Here is a 19,887-nt window from a genome sequence, read left to right on the forward strand (position 1 = left end):
AGGCCGACGGGGCGGGCTCGACCGGTGCCTACGTCGGCATGAGGCTGCGGGCTCCGGCCGTTGTGGAGGGCCAGCTGCCTGCATCAGCTCGCTCACTCGTAGTCCTATCAGCAGGCGCCCGCACTGAACAACGGCCTGTCTGGGCTGTTGAGTTGAGCGTGGGCGCCCGACATCGCGCTGAGGTCAGCCGACGGTCTGCCCGCTGGGCGGGAGCACGCGGCGTTCTCCCCACAGGGTCTGAACGGGCGGAACGCCGAACGTCTGCCGGTAGAGGGTGGAGAAGCGGGACGGTGTCGAAAACCCCCAGCGCGCGGCCACGCTCGTCACCGTCACGCCCTGCCCCGGTATCGCGTCGCGGAGTTCCTCGTGTGCGTGATGCAGCCGTACCTCCCGCAGGTAGCGCATCGGGGTCGTGTCGAGATGGCGGCGGAATGCCAGCTGCAGCGCGCGAACGCTGACCCGCGCCGCACGGGCGATGTCGGTGACCTTCAGGTCCTCACGCGGATGCTCCTCGATGTAGGTCACCGCCCGGTACAGCGTGGCCGGGTGCGCGTCGCGCCGGTCCTCGATCGTCGGATCCGTCAGCGTCGTGTTCGGAAACGCCGCCAGCGTGGCCGCGGCCAGCAGCCGTTCCGCCTGAGCCGTCACCAGCGGGCTCTTCACCGTCAGAGGGCTGGAGACCAGCTCGTGGATCAGGCCCACGGTGTGGGCCCACTGCGCGCCGGCCAGGGGCGAGAAGGGCTGCCGCTCCAGGAGCCGCACCGGCCCCCGCACGCCGGGCGCGTTCTGCGCGATGTCGCCCAACAGGCTCGGTTCCACGGCCGCGAAGTCAATGAGGGCGCTGTCCACCATCCCTCCAAACGAGGCGTCGGGCTGGCTCAGGAGGAAGGCATCACCCTGCCGAACGTGCACTTCGTCCCGCCCCGACCGAAACCGGCAACGCCCACTGCGCATATGGCCGAGGAACAGAACTCCCAACGGGTCCGCTGTGAAGTCGTAGTGCAGCCGGAACGTCACCCGTTCCAGCCGGGCCTGACGCAAAGGCTCCTGCAAAATGCGCAGCAAGGGGTGCTCGGAATGCATCTTCAATCGCACTGAGGTGTATTGCTCACGCATGAGCGCGTGTGCAGCATCCACATCTGTGACCTCAAAGACTCGTGACATGACGTGTGCACCGCTCTCACTGCCAGGCTGCCTGCACCACTGACCACCCCATGCCGTGCCACCAGCTTGCTCCCACTGCCGCGGTGCGGCAGGCCTTTGCGACAACGAGACCGAATCAGGGCACAGGTAGGCGTGCTCTGAAGTCGGGGGTACCGTACGGAAAGTGACCGCCACCGCGCACGAATGGGAAAGCCAGAAGATCCAGCTCTTCCAACGGGCTTCAGCTGCCGAAGCCCGTTCCAGGCAGTGCCTGATCAATGCCGAAGCTCACGCGGCCGCGGCGCAATCCGGCGGCTCGAAGCATCACCTGCGTCTGACCGAGATCTATCGGCGCATCGCGGACGCGCACCAGACGTCGGCCAACGCGCATCGCCAGGCTGTGACGGTCATGCAGACAACGTCGACGCGCGCCACACGCCTGTCGAATTTCTGACACCGAGCTGCGTCCGTGTGTGCACGTGCGCGTGCTGCCGCCGCCGATATGCAGGAGGCCTACGTAGGCCGGCCTCCGGCGTGTCGCGACCGCCCTTGTGCATCCGCCCTCGCCCACTCCATGGGGCTCGTCTGCTTCGGCCCGCAGGAGAACAGGCTCAGGTCCTCCGGCTGAGCACTCCGGACGAGTCTCCGGGCCGCCCCGCGAGTACCGGCGCGGCACCGATCCGCTTCTGCACATGGCGGCCGAAGACGCCGAGGAGTACGACCTCGCAGCCGAGCAACAGGCGTTCCACCAGGCCGATCAGCTCTCGGTCGCCCGGTCCCGCGGACAGGGCCATGACCGCGGCGCCGGCGAGTGCGGCCCAGGACAGCAGGCGCAGCAGCCGGGCCGTTCGGTGCGCGTCAGGGGTGGTCCTGAGCCGGTGGGCGAGGACGAGTCCGGCCAGTGGCAGGGCGACGAACGCCGTGATGGAGGCGTAGCGATGCACGTACGCCGATCCGCTCAGGTGCGTGGTCAGCGGGTCGGTCGGGATCGCGGCGGCGACCAGCAGGCCCAGGCTCCAGGCCGCCAGCAGCACGGACGGCAGTCCCCGCGCGGTCGTGAGCCATTTCCTCGCCACTGCCAGCAGTACGAAGGAGGTCACGCCCAGGATCGCCATGCTGGTCTCGATCAGGCCGCCGCGGTCGAGCGCGGCGAAGTCGCTGACGGTGAGTGAGAACGGGCTCAGCCCGGGGTCCGTGTCCGACGGTGCTCCGACGGCCGCGCCCACGGCCAGGGCGACGGCTCCCCAGACAGCGGGGGCGAGGGAGCGGCTGAGCAGGCGGCGTCCGCGAGTGGTCATGTCCTGATCGTTCAGCGCGGAGCGGCACCGCACCATGAGGGCCGCCCCCGAGATCACCCTGATCCCGACCCGGAGAACGGGCCGGCTGCCGTGGCGGGCGGCAGGGGCCGCGCTCGACGGGTGGCCCTGCTCCGGGCCGCTCGCGCGAGGAGGCGGCCCGGAGGGACGGTCCGGGGGACCGTCAGACGTTGACCCCGAAGTCGAGGGCGATGCCGCGCAGGCCCGAGGCGTAGCCCTGGCCGACCGCGCGGAACTTCCAGTCGCCGCCGTGGCGGTACAGCTCGCCGAAGACCATCGCGGTCTCGGACGAGGCGTCCTCGGAGAGGTCGTAGCGGGCGATCTCGGCGCCGCCCGCCTGGTTCACGACCCGGATGAACGCGTTGCGGACCTGGCCGAAGCTCTGGCCGCGCGACTCCGCGTCGTGGATCGAGACCGGGAAGACGATCTTGTCGACCTCGGCGGGGACCGCCGCCAGGTTCACCTTCACGCTCTCGTCGTCGCCCTCGCCCTCACCCGTGAGGTTGTCACCGGTGTGCTCGACGGAGCCGTCGGGGCTGGTGAGGTTGTTGTAGAAGATGAAGTGCCGGTCCGAGATGACCTTTCCGGACGCGTCGCACAGCAGGGCGCTCGCGTCGAGGTCGTAGTCGGCGCCCGTCGTCGTGCGGACGTCCCAGCCGAGACCCACCAGGACCGCGGTCAGCCCGGGGGCCTCCTTGCTCAGGGACACATTGCCACCCTTGGCCAGGGAAACTCCCACTGCTCCTACCTCCATTGCTCGTGTTGCCCGCATCGCCGCGCTCGGCGACCCGGTGTGCCGTCACCCCGTCAACGTGTGCGCCGAGGCGATCGTTCCTATGGTTGCGCAATGTTTAAAGTAATGACCATGAAGCCACTCGCTCCAGCAGTCCGGGAACTCGCCGTCCTCGAAGGCGGGCCCGCCCACGGCCTGCGCGTGCACGTCACGGACCGGCCGCCGGTGGTGCAGATCACCCGCCCCTGCGAACTGGAGGGTGCGAGCGGGGCGACGGGGCTGCGCGCCGAGGCGCTGTACGTCTACCGCCGCGACCTGGGCGGCCACGGCGAACCGCTGCGCTATGGGTTCGACGGCGCCAGCCCGTGAGCGGCCGCCCGGCGCCGGTCAGGGATCTCAGCGCGGCTCCCCCGCGTCCTCCGGCTTGGCCGGCTGCGCGGCCTCGTCCTTCATCGCCTGCGTCTCGCTCTTCAGGATGCGCAGCGACTTGCCCAGGGAGCGGGCGGTGTCCGGGAGCTTCTTCGAGCCGAAGAGCAGGATGATCACCAGGCCCAGGATCAGCAGGTGCCACGGCTCAAGGGCGTTGCGGAACATCTGGCCACCTCTTCTTCAGGGTTACTTGCTACATTGCGCAACCGTACAACCTTGAGGATCCACCGGACGAGGGCGCGAGGGCACACAGATGACGCGGACATCCGAGGCGCGGTCCGGGCGCGCCCGGCGCCGGGGCGGGCGGCGGCAGAAGCGGAGGCGGCTGCGGCCGGTGCTCGTCGTCGGGCTGTCGTTCCTCGTGCTGGTCACGGCGGGCGCGGGCTGGCTCTATCTGCGCCTGAACGGCAACATCGACACCTTCTCCTCCGACGGCGTCTCCAAGAACCGGCCGGACGCCGACGCCTCCAAGGGCGAGAACGTGCTGGTCATCGGCACCGACGCGCGGACCGGCGGCAACAGCGACCTCGGCGGCGGCGACAAGAGCGACATCGGCCGCTCCGACACCGCGTTCCTGCTGCACGTCTACGCCGATCACCGGCACGCCGTCGGCGTCTCCATACCCCGCGACACCCTGGTCACGATCCCGCCGTGCAAGCTGCCCGACGGGTCGTGGAGCGCGACGCGCACCGGGGTGATGTTCAACGCCGCGTACTCGACCGGCCAGACCGCCAAGGGCAATCCGGCCTGCACCCAGAACACCGTGGAGAAGCTGACCGGGCTGCGCGTCGACCACACCGTCGTCGTCGACTTCAAGGGGTTCTCCAAGCTCACCGAGGTCGTCGGCGGCGTCAAGGTGTGTCTGCCGAACGACATCTACGAGAACGATCTCAATCCCCATCGCGCCGCCCAGGGCGACCGGCTCTTCAAGAAGGGCGTGCAGACGGTGTCCGGGCAGCGGGCCCTGGACTACGTACGCATCCGGCACGGCATCGGCGACGGCTCCGACATCGGCCGCATCAAGCGGCAGCAGGCGTTCGTCTCCAGCCTCATCAAGAAGATCAAGGACGACGGGTTCACGCCGACCCGGCTGCTGCCGCTCGCCGACGCCGCCACGAAGTCGATGACCGTCGACAGCGGGCTCGGCACGGCCGACAAGCTGCTGTCCTTCGCCATGTCGATGAAGAACGTGGACCTGCACAACACCAAGTTCATCACCGTGCCCTGGAAGTACCAGGGCAACCGGGTCGCGATCGTGCAGCCCGACGCCGACGCCCTGTGGGCCTCCCTCAAGGACGACCGCACTCTCGACGGCAAGGACGCCAGCGGCGGGAAGGCGGCCGAGGCCGCCGCGTCGAGTGCCGCGCCGTCGGCCGACGCCACCGAGGACGTGCGCGGCGACGGGGCGTCCGTCGCCGTCTACAACGGCACCCGCACCTCCGGTCTCGCCGGGGACGCCGCCGCGCTCCTCGACGGGCACGGCTTCACCGTCACCACCACCGCCAACGCAGCCACCCAGGATCACGCCACGACCACCGTCACGTACGGCAGCGGCGAGAAGGCCGCCGCGCAGGCCGTCGCCCGGCTCTTCCCCGGCGCCGAACTCGTCGCCGGGGACGCGCTGAGCGTCGTGCTCGGTGCCGACTACGCCCCCGGGGACAGCCCCTCGGCGTCGGCGTCACCGGCGCCGACCGCCGTGCCGTCCGGCGTCGCCGCCGAGGCCCGCTCCGCCGACGACGACATCTGCTCCCACCTGTCCTACGGCTGAGGCCGCTCAACCCGCCCGTGGTCCTGCGGCCGCGGCATCCGGCGGCGCAGGGCCACCAGCGCCGCCGCGTACAGCGCGAGCACCGCCGCGAGCAGCGGGTAGTAGACGAGCGGCAGGCCCCTCATGCCGAGCAGCGGGCCGAGCGGGGAGAGCGGCAGCAGGACGCCGACGGCCGCGAGGGCGGTCGCCGAGCGGCGCACGGGCGTCGGGGTGCGGCCCTCGGCGGTGCGGCGGCCGCTGCGCAGCAGGAGCATGACGAGGGCCTGGGTCAGCAGGTTCTCGGTGAACCAGCCGGCGTGGAAGCCCTCCTGGTCGCCGAGGTCCAGGGTGCCCGGCAGCACCCAGGCGAGGACGCCGAACGTGGTGAGGTCGGCGAGCGCGCCGAGGACCCCGAAGCCGGTGAGGGAGCGCAGGAAGGCGCGCGGGCGCAGGACCGTGGGCCGGCGCAGCGCGGCCGGGTCGGGACGGTCGTAGGCGAGGGCCAGCTGGGCGCCGTCGAAGCACAGGTTCTGCACCAGGACCTGGGCCGGGAGCATCGGCAGGAACGGCAGCAGCAGGCCCGCCGCGAGCATCGCGATGACGTTGCCCAGGTTGGAGGAGAGCGTGATGCGCAGGTAGGAGGCGATGTTGGCGCTGGAGTGCCTGCCCGCGTCGACGGCGTGGCCGATGGCCGTGAGGTCCTTCTCGGCGAGGACCACGTCGGCGTCCTCGCGGGCCACGTCGACGCCGTCGCGCGGGCAGACCCCGACGTCGGCGGCGCGCAGCGCGGGCAGGTCGTTGACGCCGTCGCCGAGGAAGCCGACGGTGTGGCCGCCCCGGCGCAGGGCCGCGACGACGCGGGCCTTGTCGGCGGGGGTGCAGCGGGCGAACACGGTGGTGCGGGCGGCGAGTTCGGCGAGGTCCGGGTCGGCGAGGTCCGCGGTCTGCGCGCCGACGGCCACCTCGCCGGGGTCGATGCCCAGGTCGCGGCAGGCACGGGCGGCGGTGGCCGGGTGGTCGCCGGTGAGCACCTTGACGGTGACGCCCTGGTCGGCGAGGGCCCGTACGGCGTCGTGGGCGGTGTCGGCGAGCGCGTCGTGGAAGGCGACGAAGCCGTGGAAGGCCAGGCCGCGCTCGTCGGCCGGGGTGTAGCCGCGGGTGCGGGCCGGGCGGCGCGCGGTGGCCACGGCCAGCAGGCGGACCCCCTCGGCGGCGGACGCGGCGGCGCGCGCCAGCAGTTTCTCCCGCTCCTCCGGATCGTCGAACGCGCACCGGTCGACGACCTCCTCCACGGCGCCCTTCACGACGAGCAGATGGGAGCCGAGCGCGCCCGGATCCCGGACGACGGCGGTGGCGAGGCGGCGTACGGGGTCGAAGGGCAGCGCGTCGACGGGGTCGTACGTCTCCACGCGGTCCAGGTCGGCGGCGTCGAGCAGGGCCTCGTCGAGCGGGTCGGGGTGCGGGAGTTCGGCCGCCTGGAGGGTCCACCACGCGGAGACGGCGGCCCAGTGCAGGGCGTCGGGGTCGGTGCGGTCGGGGTCGACGACCGGGCGGTCCTGGGTGAGGGTGCCGGTCTTGTCGACGCACAGCACGTCGACGGCGCCGAGGTCGTGCAGGGCCGGGAGGCGGCGGACGATGACGCCGTGGGAGCGGGCGAGCAGGGCGGCGCCGCGGGCCAGGCAGGTGGTGACGATGACCGGCAGCATCTCCGGGGTGAGCCCGACCGCGACCGCGACGGCGAACGGCAGGGTCTCCAGGCCTCGGCCGCGCAGTGCCGCGTTCGCCATGAGGACCAGCGGCGGCGTGATCAGCATGAAGCGGATCAGCGTCCAGGAGATGCCGTGCACGCTGCGGTCGAAGGCGCTGAGCGGGGCGGGTCCCGTGCCGTCCCGGGCGCGCTCGGCCGCCCGCCCGAGGCCCGTGCCGCGCACCGCGGCGAACCGGGTGTCCGCGCCGGTCGCCACGACGATGCCGGTGCCGCTGCCGGAGGCGACGCTGCTGCCCTGGAAGCACAGGTGGGCGGTGTCGTCGGCGGCCGGGGTGTCCACGGGGTGCTTGGGGGCCGGTGCCGACTCCCCGGTGAGCGCCGCCTGTTGGACGGTGAGTCCGTGGGCCTTGATCAGGCGCAGGTCGGCGGGGACGAGGTCGCCCGGCGCGAGCCGGACCACGTCGCCGGGCACCAGGTCGTCGACCGGGATCTCGCGGGCCTGCGGTTCGGCGTCGGCGCTGTCCCTGCGCCGGACGCTCGCCGTCCCCGCGACCAGCTCGCGCAGCCCGGCGCCGGCCCGGTCGGCGCGGTGCTCGCCGTGGGCGCGCAGCGCGCAGCTGACGATCACCAGGGCGAGGATGACGCAGGCCGTGCCCCACGCGGAGACGACCGCGGAGACGAGCCCGAGGCAGAACAGGACGGCCGTGAAGGGGTCGCGCAGGCTGTGCCAGAACCGCAGGGGCAGGGAGATGTGGCGGGCGGTGGGCAGCGTGTTCGGACCGCAGCGGGCGAGGCGGTGCCCGGCCTCGGCCTCGGTCAGGCCGCGCGGTCCGGTGTCCAGGGCGCGCAGGGTCTGGAGCACGGTCCGGTCGCCGGCGACGGGGCCCGTGGGGGGCGCCGGCCGGGGGTCCGGGCCGGAGTCGGGCAGGGCCACGGCGGTGCCCTCAGGCTCCGGCGCCACGCAGTCGGCGCACGGGAGCCCCGGTCTGCTCGGCACGCTCGGTCAGCTGGCCGACCATGAGGCGGACCACGGTGACGATGTCGGGGTCGTCGACGTAGTACACCTGGCGGCGGCCCTCGCGGCGGGACCGGACGAGCCCGGCCAGCTTCAGCTTGGTCAGATGCTGGCTGACGGCGGGCAGCGCGCCGCCCACCCGCTCGGCGAGGCCGGTGACGTCGCTCTCGCCCTGGGCGAGCGCCCACACCATGTGCAGCCGCACCGGGGACGCGAGGAGGCCGAACGCCTCCGCCGCCTGGCCGAGCACGTCGGCGGACGGATCGCCCCCGGCCGGGTCACCGGCGGACCGACCGTCGGACCGTCCCGAACCGCCAGATCCTGACCTCACCGACCCACTCCCGTCCCACGCCACGTCCGTCAGTTCCGGCCGCAAGTCTAGAGGCGGCGGCCGGGGTGCCGCTCCGGCTCGGGCGAGCGGCGATGATGGAGGGGGCCCGATGCCGTGAAGGGGCCGTCCCCCGCGACACCAGGAGGAGCAGCGTGCCGGATCCACGTCAACAGCCCCGTCGACGCGCGCAGGGCGAACTGGAGCTCGCGGTCCTGGCCGCGCTGCGCGCCGCGGACGGTCCGGCGAACGCGGGCTGGGTGCGCGACCGGCTCGGCGGCGATCTCGCCTACACCACGGTGATCACGATTCTGGCCCGGCTGCACGCCAAGAACGTGGTCACGCGTGAGCGCGACGGACGGTCGTTCGTGTGGACGCCGACGTCCGACGAGGCCGGGCTCGCGGCGCTGAAGATGCGCAAGGTGCTCGACGGGGAGCCGGACCGGGAGGCGGTCCTGGCCAGCTTCGTCACCTCGCTGCCCGAGGGCGACGAGCAGGTGCTGCGGGCCCTGCTCGGGCGGGCGGCCGACGAGGAAGCCGGCTCCTGAGGCCGTGGGCATCTTCGTCTTCCTGCCGCTGGTGCTGCCGCTGACGGCCTGGCCGGTGGCCCGGCTCGCCGCCCACCGGCTGCATCCGCGCACGGCGACCCGGCTGCTCACGGCCGTGGCCGGGGTGATGGCCGCGTGCAGCACGCTGTGCCTGGCGCTGCTGATGGTGGTCGGCACGGCGCAGTTGCCGGGCAATCCGCTCCCCGACGGCTGGTCGGACCCGGAGGTGCGGGCCGCGGTGCCGCAGGACGAGATCGCGGGCAAGGCGGCCATCCCGGCGCTGGTCGCGGTCGTCGCCGCCGGGGCGCGCACGCTGTGGCGGCACGGGGTGCTGCGGCGGCGGGCGCACGCGGCGCTGGCCGGTCTGCCGGCGACGGAGGTCGCGGTGCTGCCCGACGCGGAGAGCTACGCGTACGCGCTGCCCGGGCGGCGCGGCGGGCGTGGCCGGATCGTCGTCAGCACGGCGCTGATCGCGGGGCTGCGGCCCGCCGAGCGGCGGGCGGTGTTCGCCCATGAGCGGGCCCATCTGGCGGCCCGGCACCACCGGCATCTGCTCACGGTGCGGCTCGCGGCGCGGCTCAATCCCTTTCTGCGGCCGCTGAGTTCGGCCGTGGCGTACACGGCGGAGCGGTGGGCGGACGAGGAGGCCGCCGCCCGGGTCGGGGACCGCCGGGCCGTCGCGCGGGCCATCGGCAAGGTGGCCCTGTCCGGCGGTGGCGCGCGCGAACCGGTCTTCGCGGGTCTGGCCGCGCCGGGGCCGGTGCCGCGCCGGGTCGCGGCGCTGCTGGCTCCGGCGCCGCCCGCGGCCGGGCGCGTCACGGCCTTCACCACGGTGGGGCTCGCCGTGTGGACGGCCGGGGCGGGGGCGGCGGCCTCCGCGATGTCCTCAGCCAACTCGGCCCTGACCCTCGCCGTCACGCTGCACGCGGCGACGCCTTGGTGACGGCGGTCGTCGGTCGGGTGCCGGCCCGGTGGGGGCTGGTCGCGCAGTTCCCCGCGCCCCTTCACAGGTTGTCGGTCGTGCGCGGGCCGGTGGCCGCTTCTCGCGCCCCGCGGCGGAACCGCTGATGGACACAGCCCCGCGCCCCTGAAGCATGCGCTGCGCGCAGCTTCCCCCGGGCCGCGGACGGCGACGGCCCGGGAGAGGCGCCCGGTGCCTACAGGTCGAACTCGTGCGGGGCCAGGCCCAGCATCTGGCACGCCTCGCGGACGACGGCCCGCTCGGTGGCGTCGAAGTCGCCGTCGGCGCCGCCGATGACGATGCCGATCTGGATCACGGCGCGCGCCTCGGCCTCCTTCTTCTTGGCCTTGGCGACCTCCTGGAGCACGCTCACCTTGCCGAAGTCGAAGTCGGCGGTCAGCTTGTCCAGGTTGGCCTCGAAGCGGCGCTGGAGGTCGTCCGCCGGGAAGTTCTGCAACACCTCGTTGCTCATGATCAGTTGGGCGACGCGGCGCCGCTCCGACGGGTCGATCGTGCCGTCGGCGGCGGCCACCAGCGCGCACATCGCCATCGAGGCGTCACGGAAGGCGCCCGACTTCAGGTCGTTCTTCTTCGCCACCAGCTGCGTCTGCATCGTCGACGCGGATTCCTTGATGCGGTCCCACAGGGCCACGAGTGTTCCTTCGGTTGGAGAGTCCTGAACTCTGCTTCTACAGCTATGCCTTCTACGGCTTTTCCTTCTACAGCTCTGTAGAAACTAGCGACTGCCCCGGAAAGTTCCGCCCGCCCACCAGTTCGGACAGCACGTCCTCCATCGTCACGAAGCCGATCACGGTGCCCTTGTCGCCGGTGACGGCGGCGAGATGGCTGCCCTGCGCGCGCAGCGCCGTGAGGGTGTCGTCGAGCGGGGTGTCGATACGGACCCGGGTCAGCGGGTGCAGGACCTCGCGCGGGAAGGGGCGGTCGCGGTCGGCGACGCCGAGGGTGTCCTTGATGTGCAGATAGCCGAGGAGCGCGGTGCCGTCCGGCCCGGTCACCGGGAAGCGGGAGAACCCGGCGCCGGCCGCCGCCCGCTCGAACCCGGCGGGCGTGATGGTGTCCGGCACCGTGCGCATCGACCGCGCGGGCACGACGATCTCGCCCACCGGGCGGGTACCCAGCTCCAGGGCGTCGCGCAGCCGCTCCCCGTCGGCGGGCGAGAGCAGGCCCGCCTCGCTGGAGTCGAGCACGATGCGGGCCAGCTGGTCGTCGGTGAAGACCGCCTCGACCTCGTCCTTCGGCTCGACCCCGAGCAGCCGCAGCAGGGCGTTGGCGAAGGCGTTGATGCCGAAGACGACCGGGCCGAGGGCGCGGGTGAGGCCGACCAGCGGCGGGCCGAGCAGGAGCGCCGTGCGCACGGGCGCGGCGAGCGCGATGTTCTTCGGGACCATCTCGCCGAAGAGCATGTGCGCGTACGTCGCCGCGGTCAGCGCGATGACGAAGGAGAGCGGGTGGACGAGGGCGTGCGGCACGTGGACCGCCTCGAAGGCGGGCTCCAGGAGATGCGCGATGGCCGGCTCGGCGACCGCGCCGAGCACCAGCGACGAGACGGTGATGCCCAGTTGGGCCGTGGCGAGCATGGCGCTGATGTGCTCGATGGCCCACAGCGCGGTCTTCGCGCGCTTGCCGCCCTCGCGGGCGCGCGGCTCGATCTGGTCGCGGCGTACGGAGATCAGGGAGAACTCGGCGCCGACGAAGAACGCGTTGGTCAGCAGTGTCAGGGCGCCGATGGCGAGTTGGAGGGCGGTCATCGGGCGTCCTCGGGCAGGGGCGGTACGGAAGGTGCCGGTGCGGTGACGCGGACGCGGCCCGCGCGGTGGTGGCCGACGTCGAGCACGGTCAGCCGCCAGCCGCCGAGCTCCACGGTGTCGCCGGGCTCCGGGATGCGGGCCAGGCGGGTGGCGACGAGTCCGGCCACGGTCTCGTACGGGCCCTCGGGCGCGGTCAGCCCGATCCGGGCCAGCTCGTCGATGCGGACGCCGCCCTCGGCCTCCCAGCGGGGCCGGCCGTCGGGGCCGGGGTCGGCGGGCCGCAGGTCGGGGGCGCTGACCGGGTCGTGCTCGTCGCGCACCTCGCCGACGACCTCCTCGACGATGTCCTCCATGGTCGCCACCCCGGCGGTGCCGCCGTACTCGTCGATGACGACGGCCATCGTGCGGCTCTCGCGCAGCCGCTCCAGGAGCCGGTCGGCGGGCAGGCTGTCGGGGACCAGGAGGGGCTTGGTGGCCAGCTCGGTGACGGGGGTGAGCGGCCGCCGCTCCGGCTCCAGGGCCAGCACGTCGCGGATGTGGACGGTGCCGATCACGTCGTCGAGGCCGTCGCGGTGGACCGGGAAGCGGGACAGGCCGGTGGCGTGGGTCAGCTCGGCGGCGTCGGCCGCCGTGGCGTGCGCCTCCAGGGAGTGGACGTCGACGCGCGGCGTCATCACGTTCTCCGCGGTCAGCTCGCTCAAGTGCAGGGTGCGCACGAACAGTTCGGCCGAGTCGGCCTCCAGGGCGCCCTCGGCGGCGGAGTGCCGGGCGAGCGCGACCAGTTCCTCCGGGGTGCGGGCGGAGGCCAGCTCCTCGGCGGGCTCCAGGCCGAAGCGGCGCACCACCCGGTTCGCCGTGTTGTTCAGGTGGCGGATGAACGGCCCGAAGGCGGCGGTGAATCCGCGCTGCGGCGCCGCGACGACCTTGGCCACGGGGACGGGACGGGCGATCGCCCAGTTCTTCGGCACCAGTTCGCCGACGACCATCAGGACCACCGTGGACAGGGCGACGCCGAGCACGGAGGAGACCGACGACGCGGCGCCGCCCAGACCGGCCGCCTCCAGCGGGCCGCGCAGCAGCGCCGAGATCGAGGGCTCGGCGAGCATGCCGATCACCAGCGAGGTGACGGTGATGCCGAGTTGGGCCCCGGAGAGCTGGAACGTCAGATGCCGGACGGCCTTCAGGGCGCCGGCCGCGCCGCGCTCCCCGGCGGCGGCCGCGCGCTCCAGCTCACCCCGCTCGACCGTGGTCAGCGAGAACTCGGCCGCGACGAACAGCGCGCAGGCGAGCGTGAGCAGCAGCGCGAGGCCGAGCAGCAGCAGCTCGGTCATGACCGCCCCACCTCCCGCCCCGGTATGTCGGCGGTGATCGGCGGTCGGCTGCGCCGACAACTCGGAGGCTCACCCATCGCGGGCCTGGCTCCTTCGCATTCAGGGGATCGGGTGATCCCGGACGGTCGTCACGGAGGGTCGTCGGCCGGGGTGCAGTGAGGTAAAAGCACAGCAAAATCCGCTCGTCAAGCGGCTGAAAGGACGCCGGTGACAGCGTCTTTCAGACTTTCCCGCCCGCACGGCACCCCACAGCCACCACGAGGGCGCCACCCCCGCCTATTCTTCTACGCGCCTGTAGAACGTGGCCGCGTTCCGTGGAGTTCCCACGGCCCCGCGTCCGCACCCTCGTACGCACATAAGGGAGTGAACGCCTCGATGGTGTTCAAACGACTGCTCGGCTCACTCGGCGTGGGCGGCCCCACCGTCGACACCGTCCTCGCGCCCGGGGCCGCCGCTCCCGGCGGCACCCTGTCCGGACAGGTCCGGCTCACCGGCGGCAGCGGCGACTTCGACATCGAGCACATCACCCTGGAGCTGGTCGCCCGGGTCGAGGCCGAACGCGACGAACACGAAGAAGTGGGCGCGGTCGCCTTCGACCGGTTCACGGTCGGCGGCGGCTTCCGGCTGACCGCGGGCGCCGAGCACACGGTGCCGTTCTCCGTGACGCTCCCCTGGGAGACCCCGGTCACCGAGCTGTACGGGCAGGGGCTCGGCATCGTCCTGGGGGTGCGCACCGAGCTGTCGGTGGCCGGCGCCAAGGACAAGGGCGACCTCGACCCGCTCGCCGTCGGCCCGCTCCCGGTGCAGGAGGCGATCCTGGAGGCGTTCGGGCAGCTCGGCTTCGGCTTCCGCTCGGCCGACCTGGAGTACGGGCGGATCGGCGGCACCGGCCAGCAGCTCCCCTTCTACCAGGAGATCGAGCTGACCCCGGCACCGCAGTACGCGCACGCGGTGAACGAGATCGAGGTGACCTTCCTCGCCACTCCCGGCGGCATGGAGGTGATCCTGGAGGCCGACAAGCGCGGCGGCCCGTTCGGCGGCGGGCACGACGCGCTCACCCGCTTCACCGTCGCCCACGACGGCATCCACCACCACGACTGGACCGCGCTGGTGGACGGCTGGGTCCGGCAGCTGATGGAGCACCACGACGCGTACGGCACCCACGCCTCGTACGACGCGGGCCACCACCACGGGTACGGCGACGACCACGGGCACCGTTCCGGGCCCGGTGTCGGGACGGCCGTCGCGGCCGGTGCGGCCGGGCTCGCCGTCGGCGTGGTCGGCGGGCTCGTGGCCGCCGAAGTGGTGGACGAGGTCGGGGACTTCTTCGAGGGCGACGACGACGGCGACACGGACGGTGAGGACTGACATGTTCGGTATCAGCGAGATCGCCATCGTCCTGATCATCGCGATCGTCGTGATCGGCGCGAAGAAGCTGCCCGACCTGGTCCGCAGCGCGGGCAAGTCGGCCCGCATCCTCAAGGCCGAGGCGCGGGCGATGAAGGAGCAGGAAGCCGACGGACCCGGCGGCCCGGCGCGGCCGCCCCAGGTGATCCGGGGCGAGACGTTGGACCGTCCGGATCAATAAGCTGACTGATCATCAGTAATACCGCGTGGCTTCACGTGAGCCGTCCGGGGTCCTGCCTACCGTCTGTCACCAATTGGGTCGATCGTCGGCTCGGTGCGGATGAAGGGCTGGTCCATGTACGGGCGTCTGCGCACTCTGTGTCGCCTGCCGGTGGGGATGGCGGCGGTCCTGGCGCTGCTGTTCGCGTCGCAGGCCGTGGCCGTCCCCGGCGCAGCGGCGGCCGACGATCCCAGGAGCTCGGTCGGTCTCGTCAAGACCAACGACACCGGCGGTGAGCCGCTGAAGCCGGGCGACGAGTTCATCTACACCCTCGACGGGCAGTGCTCGGGGCTGACCGTCGACTGTGTGGACTTCACCGTCACCGACGTACTGCCCGAGGGCCTCGAGGTGACGAGCCTGCCGCAGTCGACGTCGACGCGCGACGTCACGTACGACGAGTCGACGCGCACCCTGACGATCGTCTACAAGCAGGCGCTGCAGAACCCCGCGGGCAAGACGGGGCTGCGGGCCGGGCAGGCCGGCACCGTCGAGATCGGCATGCGGGTGCCCGCCGACACCGATCTCACCGAGGGCACGGTGATCAACAACTCGGCGGAGGTGACCGCGGACAACGCCGACCCGGTCACCGACGACACCGACGTCACCATCACCGTCCCGCGCGTGGTCAAGCCGGTGGCGACCAAGAGCTGGAAGGACGGCTCGGCGGTCGCGGGCAGCGGCGAGGAGTCCACGCTCACGCTCGGGGTGCGCAACAACTCCTCGTCGTCGGCCGAGGTGGACGAGCTGTCCGTGTCGGACGGCGGCGACACCTTCGAGTACTTCGACTTCACCTCCGCGAGCGTGACGACGTTCCCGGCCGGCGCCGACCGGGCGCACATCGTCGTCACCACCGCCGACGGCACCACCCACACCGGCCCGGACATCTCCGCGCCCGGCGAACTCCCGCTGCCCGCGGGCGTGGACCCGGCGGACGTCACCGGTTTCGAGGTGGTGTTCACCAGCAGCTCCGGCGACCCGCTGCCCCAGGACCCGAACGGCGGCACCGTCGAGGTCGGCCTGAAGCTGCGCGACACCCAACGCTCGGACGGGTCGCCGCTGCGGCCCACCGACAAGATCACCGTGAACAACTGCGCGACCCCGTCGGCGCACGAGGCGACGGACGGCGACGTCGACGGGGACGAGGCCTGCGCCCCGTACGACATCCTGCCGGACATCCTCGTGCTCAACGGGACCAAGAAGTTCTTCCCCGACACGAACGGCAACTTCAGCCAGGACACCGGGGAGCACGCCGTCGTCGGGGAGAACTCGCCGGTCACCGGCATGGTCGACGTCACCAACAACTCGCCGTTCCCGGTGAAGTCGATCACCATCACCGAGCCGGACGCCGACGCGGACAGCGAGTTCGACAAGATCGACGTCGAGAAGGTGCGGCTGCGCTTCCCCGACGGGGCCACCGAGGCCACGATGACCGTCACCTACGCCGACGGCAGCACCGAGGTGAAGACCTACACCGAGGGCACGACCGTCGACGTCGCCAAGGACGGCACCACCGTCACCCAGGTCTCCGTCACCTACACGGGCGTCGACGCCGACGGGAACCCCACCATCAAGGAGGGCGCGAGCGCCGGCCTCGACATCCACGGCACCCTCACCGACGCCGTGGACAACGAGGACCTGCCCTCGGGCGGCAGCCCCGGCATCGACAACTGCGCCGGTTTCAAGGGCGACGCGGGACGCACCGACGGCTCCGGTACGGCGTCGGGCACGGCCTGCAAGAACCTGCCGGTCGAGGCGCCGAACACCTCCGGCGAGGGCACCAAGACCGTCGACCAGACCGATGTGCCGCCGGGCCAGCCCATCCCGATGCACCTGAAGCTGGCGAACAACGGCAACAAGCCGCTGATCGACCCGGTGCTCACCGACCCGCCCGCCGGGCCCGACGGAAAGCCCACCGGCGACAGCCCCTTCGACGTGCTCCAGATCGACTCCGTCAGCGTGAGCCCGTCGGACGCCCCCGTGACGATCGAGCTGTGGGACCCGACGGCGGACGGCGGCGACGGCGCCTGGGTCGCGTACGACGCCGACGACACCGCGCTGCTGCACCGGTCCACCGGCGTGCGCGCCTCCTACGACGGGAACATGCCGCCGCAGTCCAGCTTCACCGTGAACCTCGTCACCGAGCGGCGCGAAGGAGTGGAGAACGGGGTCACGTTCGACAACTGCTACTCGATCTCGGCGGGCGGCGACTACACGCCCGGCGCGAACATCTGCTCGCCGTCGCTGAACACCGGCCCGGCCGAGGACTCCGCCTCCCTCAACAAGTCGATCAGCCCCGGGGAACTGCCCGAGCACGTGCCCGGCCTGCCGCGGCAGTACGCCAACGCCACGCTGACCGTCCGCAACACCGGCAACATGTCCGCCAAGTACCTGAAGATGACCGACCGCGACGAGGACTTCTTCGACGCCGTCGACTTCGTCTCCATCAAGTCCAACCAGCTGCCCGCCGGCGCCAACCGCGTACAGATCGACGCGTACGTGAACGGCGCCTGGGTGAACGGGACTCCGGCCACGTCCGCCGCGCTGCCCTCCGGAGTGAGCGCGGGTGACGTCACCGGGATCCGGGTCACCTACTCCTCCACCAGCACCGCGAACGACGGCTACACGATCACCCCGTGCACGCAGTCCGCCTGCGACGGCATCCTCGTCTTCCAGGTCAGCCCGCGCGCCACGCTGCGCTCCGACGGCGGTCCTGTGCCCAGCCACCTCGTCGACGAGGTCAGCGGGCAGTTCCTGACCAAGGTCGAGGACGAGGACAAGCCGAAGGACATCGACCCCGTCGACGCCACCCTCGACCTGGTCAAGGGCGACCCGGTGATCGACGTCAGCAAGACCCCGAACACGGTGCTCGCGCCCGGCGAGGACGCGCCCTTCTATCTGAAGGTCACCAACACCGGCACCGCGAACGTCCCGAACCTCGTGGTCAAGGACGCCCTGCCGCCGGGCATCGCGTTCGTCGACTCCTTCAAGGGCGACGACGGCCTCCCCTTCAAGATCATCAACGACGAGGTGCCGGACGGAACGCCGGCCGTGCCCACGCCGGTCTTCAACCAGACCACCGGCGACGGCCGCGTCTCCGGTCTGACCTGGGACTTCTCGAAGGACGACGACGGCAAGGCGTGGAACTTCGCGCCGGGCGCCACCTTCACCATCGAGATCCACGTCCGCCTGGAGGCCGGGATCGACGCCGGGGACGTCGTCACCAACACCATGGGCGCCACCTCCTCCGACCCCGACCTCGCCTGCGACGGCACCTCGCAGCGCGACGGCGACTTCGGCGACGGCCTGTACTGCACCGCCGACGCGACGCTGACCGCCAAGTCCGGGGCCGCGTTCCAGGCCCGCAAGTGGGTCTCCGGCAACGACAGCCTGGGCTGGTACAACGTGCTCACCAAGGAGAAGCTCCCGGCCGGCGACTCCTCCTGCCTGTCCACCACGGACGCCGACGGCCGCCGGTACACCACCAGCCCGTGCATCGCGCTGGTCAACCCGGGCGACCAGTACCACTACCTGATGCGGATCCAGAACGCGGGCACCGAGGCCGGCACCGCGATGCGCATCGTCGACCGGTTCCCGGTCCAGGGCGACAAGGGCGTCCTCCTCGACCAGGCGCGCAACACCGCCTGGGACCAGCGGCCCACCCTCGCCTCCGAGCCGAAGCTCGACGGGCCCGGCACGATGACGACGGCGTACGAGAACACCGAGCCGCTGTGCACCGACGACCTGAACATGGGCGGCGCCGGATCCAGCGCCGACCGCTGCGACACGAACACCTGGAACGACCCCTACAGCGCACGGGCCGTGGGCGCCCGCTTCGAGCTGGAGTTCCCGACGCCGCTCGCGCCGGGCGGCACGGTCGCCATCACCTACGCGATGGACACCCCGCTCGACGTCACCAAGAACGGCGATCCGACCATCGCCTGGAACTCGTACGCCCACAACGAGACCACCGACCGCGCCGGTTCGCCCCGCGTCCTCCAGCCCAACGAGCCGATCCAGGTGGGCGTCGCCCTCGCCTACGGCGACCTGAAGCTGGTCAAGCGGATCGGGAAGCACCCGGAGCAGCTGGACGGGGTGCTCGGCCGGGTGCCGTTCACCTACCACGTCACCTGCGTCATCCACCCGCAGGGCGGCGCCGACCGCACCGTGCTCGACAAGGACTACAAGGTCTCCGAGGACAAGCCCGTCACCGTGGAGGGACTGCCCGGCGGCGCCGAGTGCTCCGTGTGGGAGACGTCGGCGCGCGGCGGCAGCGCCAGCCACACCGCCGACAACCCGCTGAAGGTCACCATCGAGCCGGGCCTCGGCGAGACGACGGTGCAGACCGCCCGGATCGACAACGACTTCGAGTTCGGCTCGCTGCGCCTGGCCAAGGCCGTGGACGGCGACGGCGCGCAGTACGCGGCCGGCCGGACCTTCGAGGTCCGGGTCTCGTGCGCCCTGCCGAACGCCTCCGGGGCGGCCAGTGATCTCGTGCTCCACAAGACGTACGAGGTCGGCGCCGACGAGCCGGTGACCATCGGCCCGCTGCCGGTGAACACCCGGTGCTGGGCCGAGGAGGTCGACACCGGCGGCGCCGAGCAGGCCGTCGTCGACCACGGCACGCCCGACGACCCGGCGGTCGTCACGGCGGGCGGCACGGCGGGCGGCACCGGTGACGGCGCGGTCATCACGGTCACCAACACCTTCCCGGCGGCCGAACTCACCGTCACCAAGCACGTGGTGAACGGCGGGGCCGGACCGTACGCCTTCGAGCTGGCCTGCACCACGGACCAGGGCGAGGTGCCGCTGGCCGCCGACGACCGGGCCTTCGAGCTGAAGGACGGCGAGAGCCGCACGGTCACCGTGCCGAAGGGCGCGACCTGCACCGTCACCGAGACCGATGTGCCGGGCGGTGACACGGTCACCTACCGCACCTCGGAGGGCGGCGACGACGGCGAGGTCGAGGTCGACGGCGCCACGTCCGTCGACGTCACCAACACCTTCGACGAGACGCCGCCGGACCACGGCGGCAAGGACCACGGCCACCACGGCAAGGGCGAGCTGGCCGACACCGGTACCCGTGACTGGGTGCTGATCGGACTGCTCTGCACGGCCCTGACCCTCGCGGGCGGGTTCGCGCTCCGCAGGGTGCGCGGCGCCCGACACTGACACGGCGGCGACGGCCCCGGGTGAGCACCGCTCGCCCGGGGCCGTCGCCGTGTGCCGGGCGGG

General features: G+C 72.2%; 16 protein-coding genes and 1 pseudogene. 8 read left to right on the forward strand and 9 right to left on the reverse strand.

Going from position 1 to position 19,887, the window contains the following annotated elements:
- Positions 1-183: 183 nt before the first annotated feature.
- On the reverse strand, positions 184-1,116 hold the full coding sequence (locus tag ABZ930_RS32050; RefSeq protein ID WP_361555628.1) for a helix-turn-helix transcriptional regulator: 933 nt from the start codon (positions 1,114-1,116) through the stop codon (positions 184-186).
- Positions 1,117-1,327: 211 nt separating this feature from the next.
- Here ABZ930_RS32050 and ABZ930_RS32055 point away from each other — a divergent pair, with 211 nt between their 5' ends.
- Positions 1,328-1,597 carry a hypothetical protein gene (locus ABZ930_RS32055; RefSeq protein ID WP_361555631.1) on the forward strand — a complete coding sequence of 90 codons (270 nt, stop codon included), beginning with the start codon at positions 1,328-1,330 and terminating at the stop codon, positions 1,595-1,597.
- 157 nt (positions 1,598-1,754) lie between these two features.
- Here the strand turns inward: ABZ930_RS32055 and ABZ930_RS32060 are convergent, their stop codons facing one another.
- The gene (locus ABZ930_RS32060) at positions 1,755-2,441 is read right to left on the reverse strand and encodes a DUF998 domain-containing protein (RefSeq protein ID WP_361555634.1); all 687 of its coding nucleotides are present in this window, start codon (positions 2,439-2,441) and stop codon (positions 1,755-1,757) included.
- A gap of 181 nt (positions 2,442-2,622) precedes the next feature.
- Positions 2,623-3,198, reverse strand: coding sequence for a TerD family protein (locus ABZ930_RS32065; protein ID WP_361555636.1), 576 nt, complete (start codon positions 3,196-3,198; stop codon positions 2,623-2,625).
- 126 nt (positions 3,199-3,324) lie between these two features.
- Between ABZ930_RS32065 and ABZ930_RS32070 the strand changes: the two genes are divergently transcribed.
- Positions 3,325-3,561, forward strand: a complete 237-nt coding sequence (locus ABZ930_RS32070; RefSeq protein WP_361555639.1) for a hypothetical protein — start codon at positions 3,325-3,327, stop codon at positions 3,559-3,561.
- 54 nt (positions 3,562-3,615) lie between these two features.
- Here ABZ930_RS32070 and tatA read toward each other — a convergent pair.
- A pseudogene (gene tatA / locus ABZ930_RS32075) lies at positions 3,616-3,786 on the reverse strand (Sec-independent protein translocase subunit TatA); the annotation flags it as partial.
- An 88-nt stretch (positions 3,787-3,874) separates the two neighbouring features.
- On the opposite strand from tatA, the gene ABZ930_RS32080 reads away from it, so the two are divergent.
- A complete protein-coding gene (locus ABZ930_RS32080) occupies positions 3,875-5,389 on the forward strand; it encodes an LCP family protein (protein ID WP_361555642.1) in 1,515 nt (504 codons plus the stop codon).
- On the opposite strand, the gene mgtA is transcribed toward ABZ930_RS32080, so the two are convergent.
- Both mgtA and ABZ930_RS32090 read right to left on the reverse strand, forming a co-directional pair.
- Complete coding sequence (gene mgtA / locus ABZ930_RS32085; protein ID WP_361555760.1) at positions 5,380-7,938, reverse strand: magnesium-translocating P-type ATPase; 2,559 nt, start codon at positions 7,936-7,938, stop codon at positions 5,380-5,382. The two genes, ABZ930_RS32080 and mgtA, sit on opposite strands and share 10 nt — an antisense overlap.
- 82 nt (positions 7,939-8,020) lie before the next feature.
- The gene (locus tag ABZ930_RS32090; RefSeq protein WP_361555763.1) at positions 8,021-8,341 is read right to left on the reverse strand and encodes a metalloregulator ArsR/SmtB family transcription factor; all 321 of its coding nucleotides are present in this window, start codon (positions 8,339-8,341) and stop codon (positions 8,021-8,023) included.
- Between the two features lie 233 nt (positions 8,342-8,574).
- Here ABZ930_RS32090 and ABZ930_RS32095 point away from each other — a divergent pair, with 233 nt between their 5' ends.
- Both ABZ930_RS32095 and ABZ930_RS32100 read left to right on the forward strand, forming a co-directional pair.
- The gene (locus tag ABZ930_RS32095; RefSeq protein WP_361555645.1) at positions 8,575-8,967 is read left to right on the forward strand and encodes a BlaI/MecI/CopY family transcriptional regulator; all 393 of its coding nucleotides are present in this window, start codon (positions 8,575-8,577) and stop codon (positions 8,965-8,967) included.
- 4 nt (positions 8,968-8,971) lie between these two features.
- Positions 8,972-9,910, forward strand: a complete 939-nt coding sequence (locus ABZ930_RS32100) for a M56 family metallopeptidase (RefSeq protein ID WP_361555648.1) — start codon at positions 8,972-8,974, stop codon at positions 9,908-9,910.
- A gap of 214 nt (positions 9,911-10,124) precedes the next feature.
- Here the strand turns inward: ABZ930_RS32100 and ABZ930_RS32105 are convergent, their stop codons facing one another.
- From ABZ930_RS32105 to ABZ930_RS32115, 3 genes are all read right to left on the reverse strand, one after another.
- The gene (locus tag ABZ930_RS32105; RefSeq protein WP_111662923.1) at positions 10,125-10,580 is read right to left on the reverse strand and encodes a TerB family tellurite resistance protein; all 456 of its coding nucleotides are present in this window, start codon (positions 10,578-10,580) and stop codon (positions 10,125-10,127) included.
- A 67-nt stretch (positions 10,581-10,647) separates the two neighbouring features.
- Positions 10,648-11,697 carry a hemolysin family protein gene (locus ABZ930_RS32110; RefSeq protein WP_361555652.1) on the reverse strand — a complete coding sequence of 350 codons (1,050 nt, stop codon included), beginning with the start codon at positions 11,695-11,697 and terminating at the stop codon, positions 10,648-10,650.
- Positions 11,694-13,028, reverse strand: coding sequence for a hemolysin family protein (locus tag ABZ930_RS32115; protein WP_361555655.1), 1,335 nt, complete (start codon positions 13,026-13,028; stop codon positions 11,694-11,696). Before ABZ930_RS32115 ends, ABZ930_RS32110 begins: the two co-directional genes overlap by 4 nt.
- Before the next feature lie 375 nt (positions 13,029-13,403).
- Between ABZ930_RS32115 and ABZ930_RS32120 the strand changes: the two genes are divergently transcribed.
- The 3 genes from ABZ930_RS32120 to ABZ930_RS32130 all read left to right on the forward strand — a co-directional run bounded on the left by ABZ930_RS32120 (position 13,404) and on the right by ABZ930_RS32130 (position 19,824).
- Positions 13,404-14,396, forward strand: coding sequence for a sporulation protein (locus ABZ930_RS32120; protein ID WP_361555658.1), 993 nt, complete (start codon positions 13,404-13,406; stop codon positions 14,394-14,396).
- A gap of 1 nt (position 14,397) precedes the next feature.
- Positions 14,398-14,616: a twin-arginine translocase TatA/TatE family subunit gene (locus ABZ930_RS32125; RefSeq protein WP_361555661.1), complete on the forward strand. Its 219-nt coding sequence runs from the start codon at positions 14,398-14,400 to the stop codon at positions 14,614-14,616.
- A gap of 99 nt (positions 14,617-14,715) precedes the next feature.
- Positions 14,716-19,824: a DUF5979 domain-containing protein gene (locus tag ABZ930_RS32130; protein WP_361555766.1), complete on the forward strand. Its 5,109-nt coding sequence runs from the start codon at positions 14,716-14,718 to the stop codon at positions 19,822-19,824.
- Positions 19,825-19,887 lie beyond the last annotated feature (63 nt).

Origin of the sequence: Streptomyces sp. NPDC046716, from assembly GCF_040645755.1 — a bacterium.
GTDB lineage: Bacteria > Actinomycetota > Actinomycetes > Streptomycetales > Streptomycetaceae > Streptomyces.

Bases quoted from the DNA above. Each gene is read 5' to 3' on its own strand.
- ABZ930_RS32050 (WP_361555628.1), bottom strand. From the start codon at position 1,116: ATGCGTGAGCAATACACCTCAGTGCGATTGAAGATGCATTCCGAGCAC.
- ABZ930_RS32060 (WP_361555634.1), bottom strand. From the start codon at position 2,441: ATGACCACTCGCGGACGCCGCCTGCTCAGCCGCTCCCTCGCCCCCGCT.
- ABZ930_RS32070 (WP_361555639.1), top strand. From the start codon at position 3,325: ATGAAGCCACTCGCTCCAGCAGTCCGGGAACTCGCCGTCCTCGAAGGC.
- ABZ930_RS32080 (WP_361555642.1), top strand. From the start codon at position 3,875: ATGACGCGGACATCCGAGGCGCGGTCCGGGCGCGCCCGGCGCCGGGGC.
- ABZ930_RS32110 (WP_361555652.1), bottom strand. From the start codon at position 11,697: ATGACCGCCCTCCAACTCGCCATCGGCGCCCTGACACTGCTGACCAAC.
- ABZ930_RS32115 (WP_361555655.1), bottom strand. From the start codon at position 13,028: ATGACCGAGCTGCTGCTGCTCGGCCTCGCGCTGCTGCTCACGCTCGCC.
- ABZ930_RS32120 (WP_361555658.1), top strand. From the start codon at position 13,404: ATGGTGTTCAAACGACTGCTCGGCTCACTCGGCGTGGGCGGCCCCACC.
- ABZ930_RS32125 (WP_361555661.1), top strand. From the start codon at position 14,398: ATGTTCGGTATCAGCGAGATCGCCATCGTCCTGATCATCGCGATCGTC.
- ABZ930_RS32130 (WP_361555766.1), top strand. From the start codon at position 14,716: ATGAAGGGCTGGTCCATGTACGGGCGTCTGCGCACTCTGTGTCGCCTG.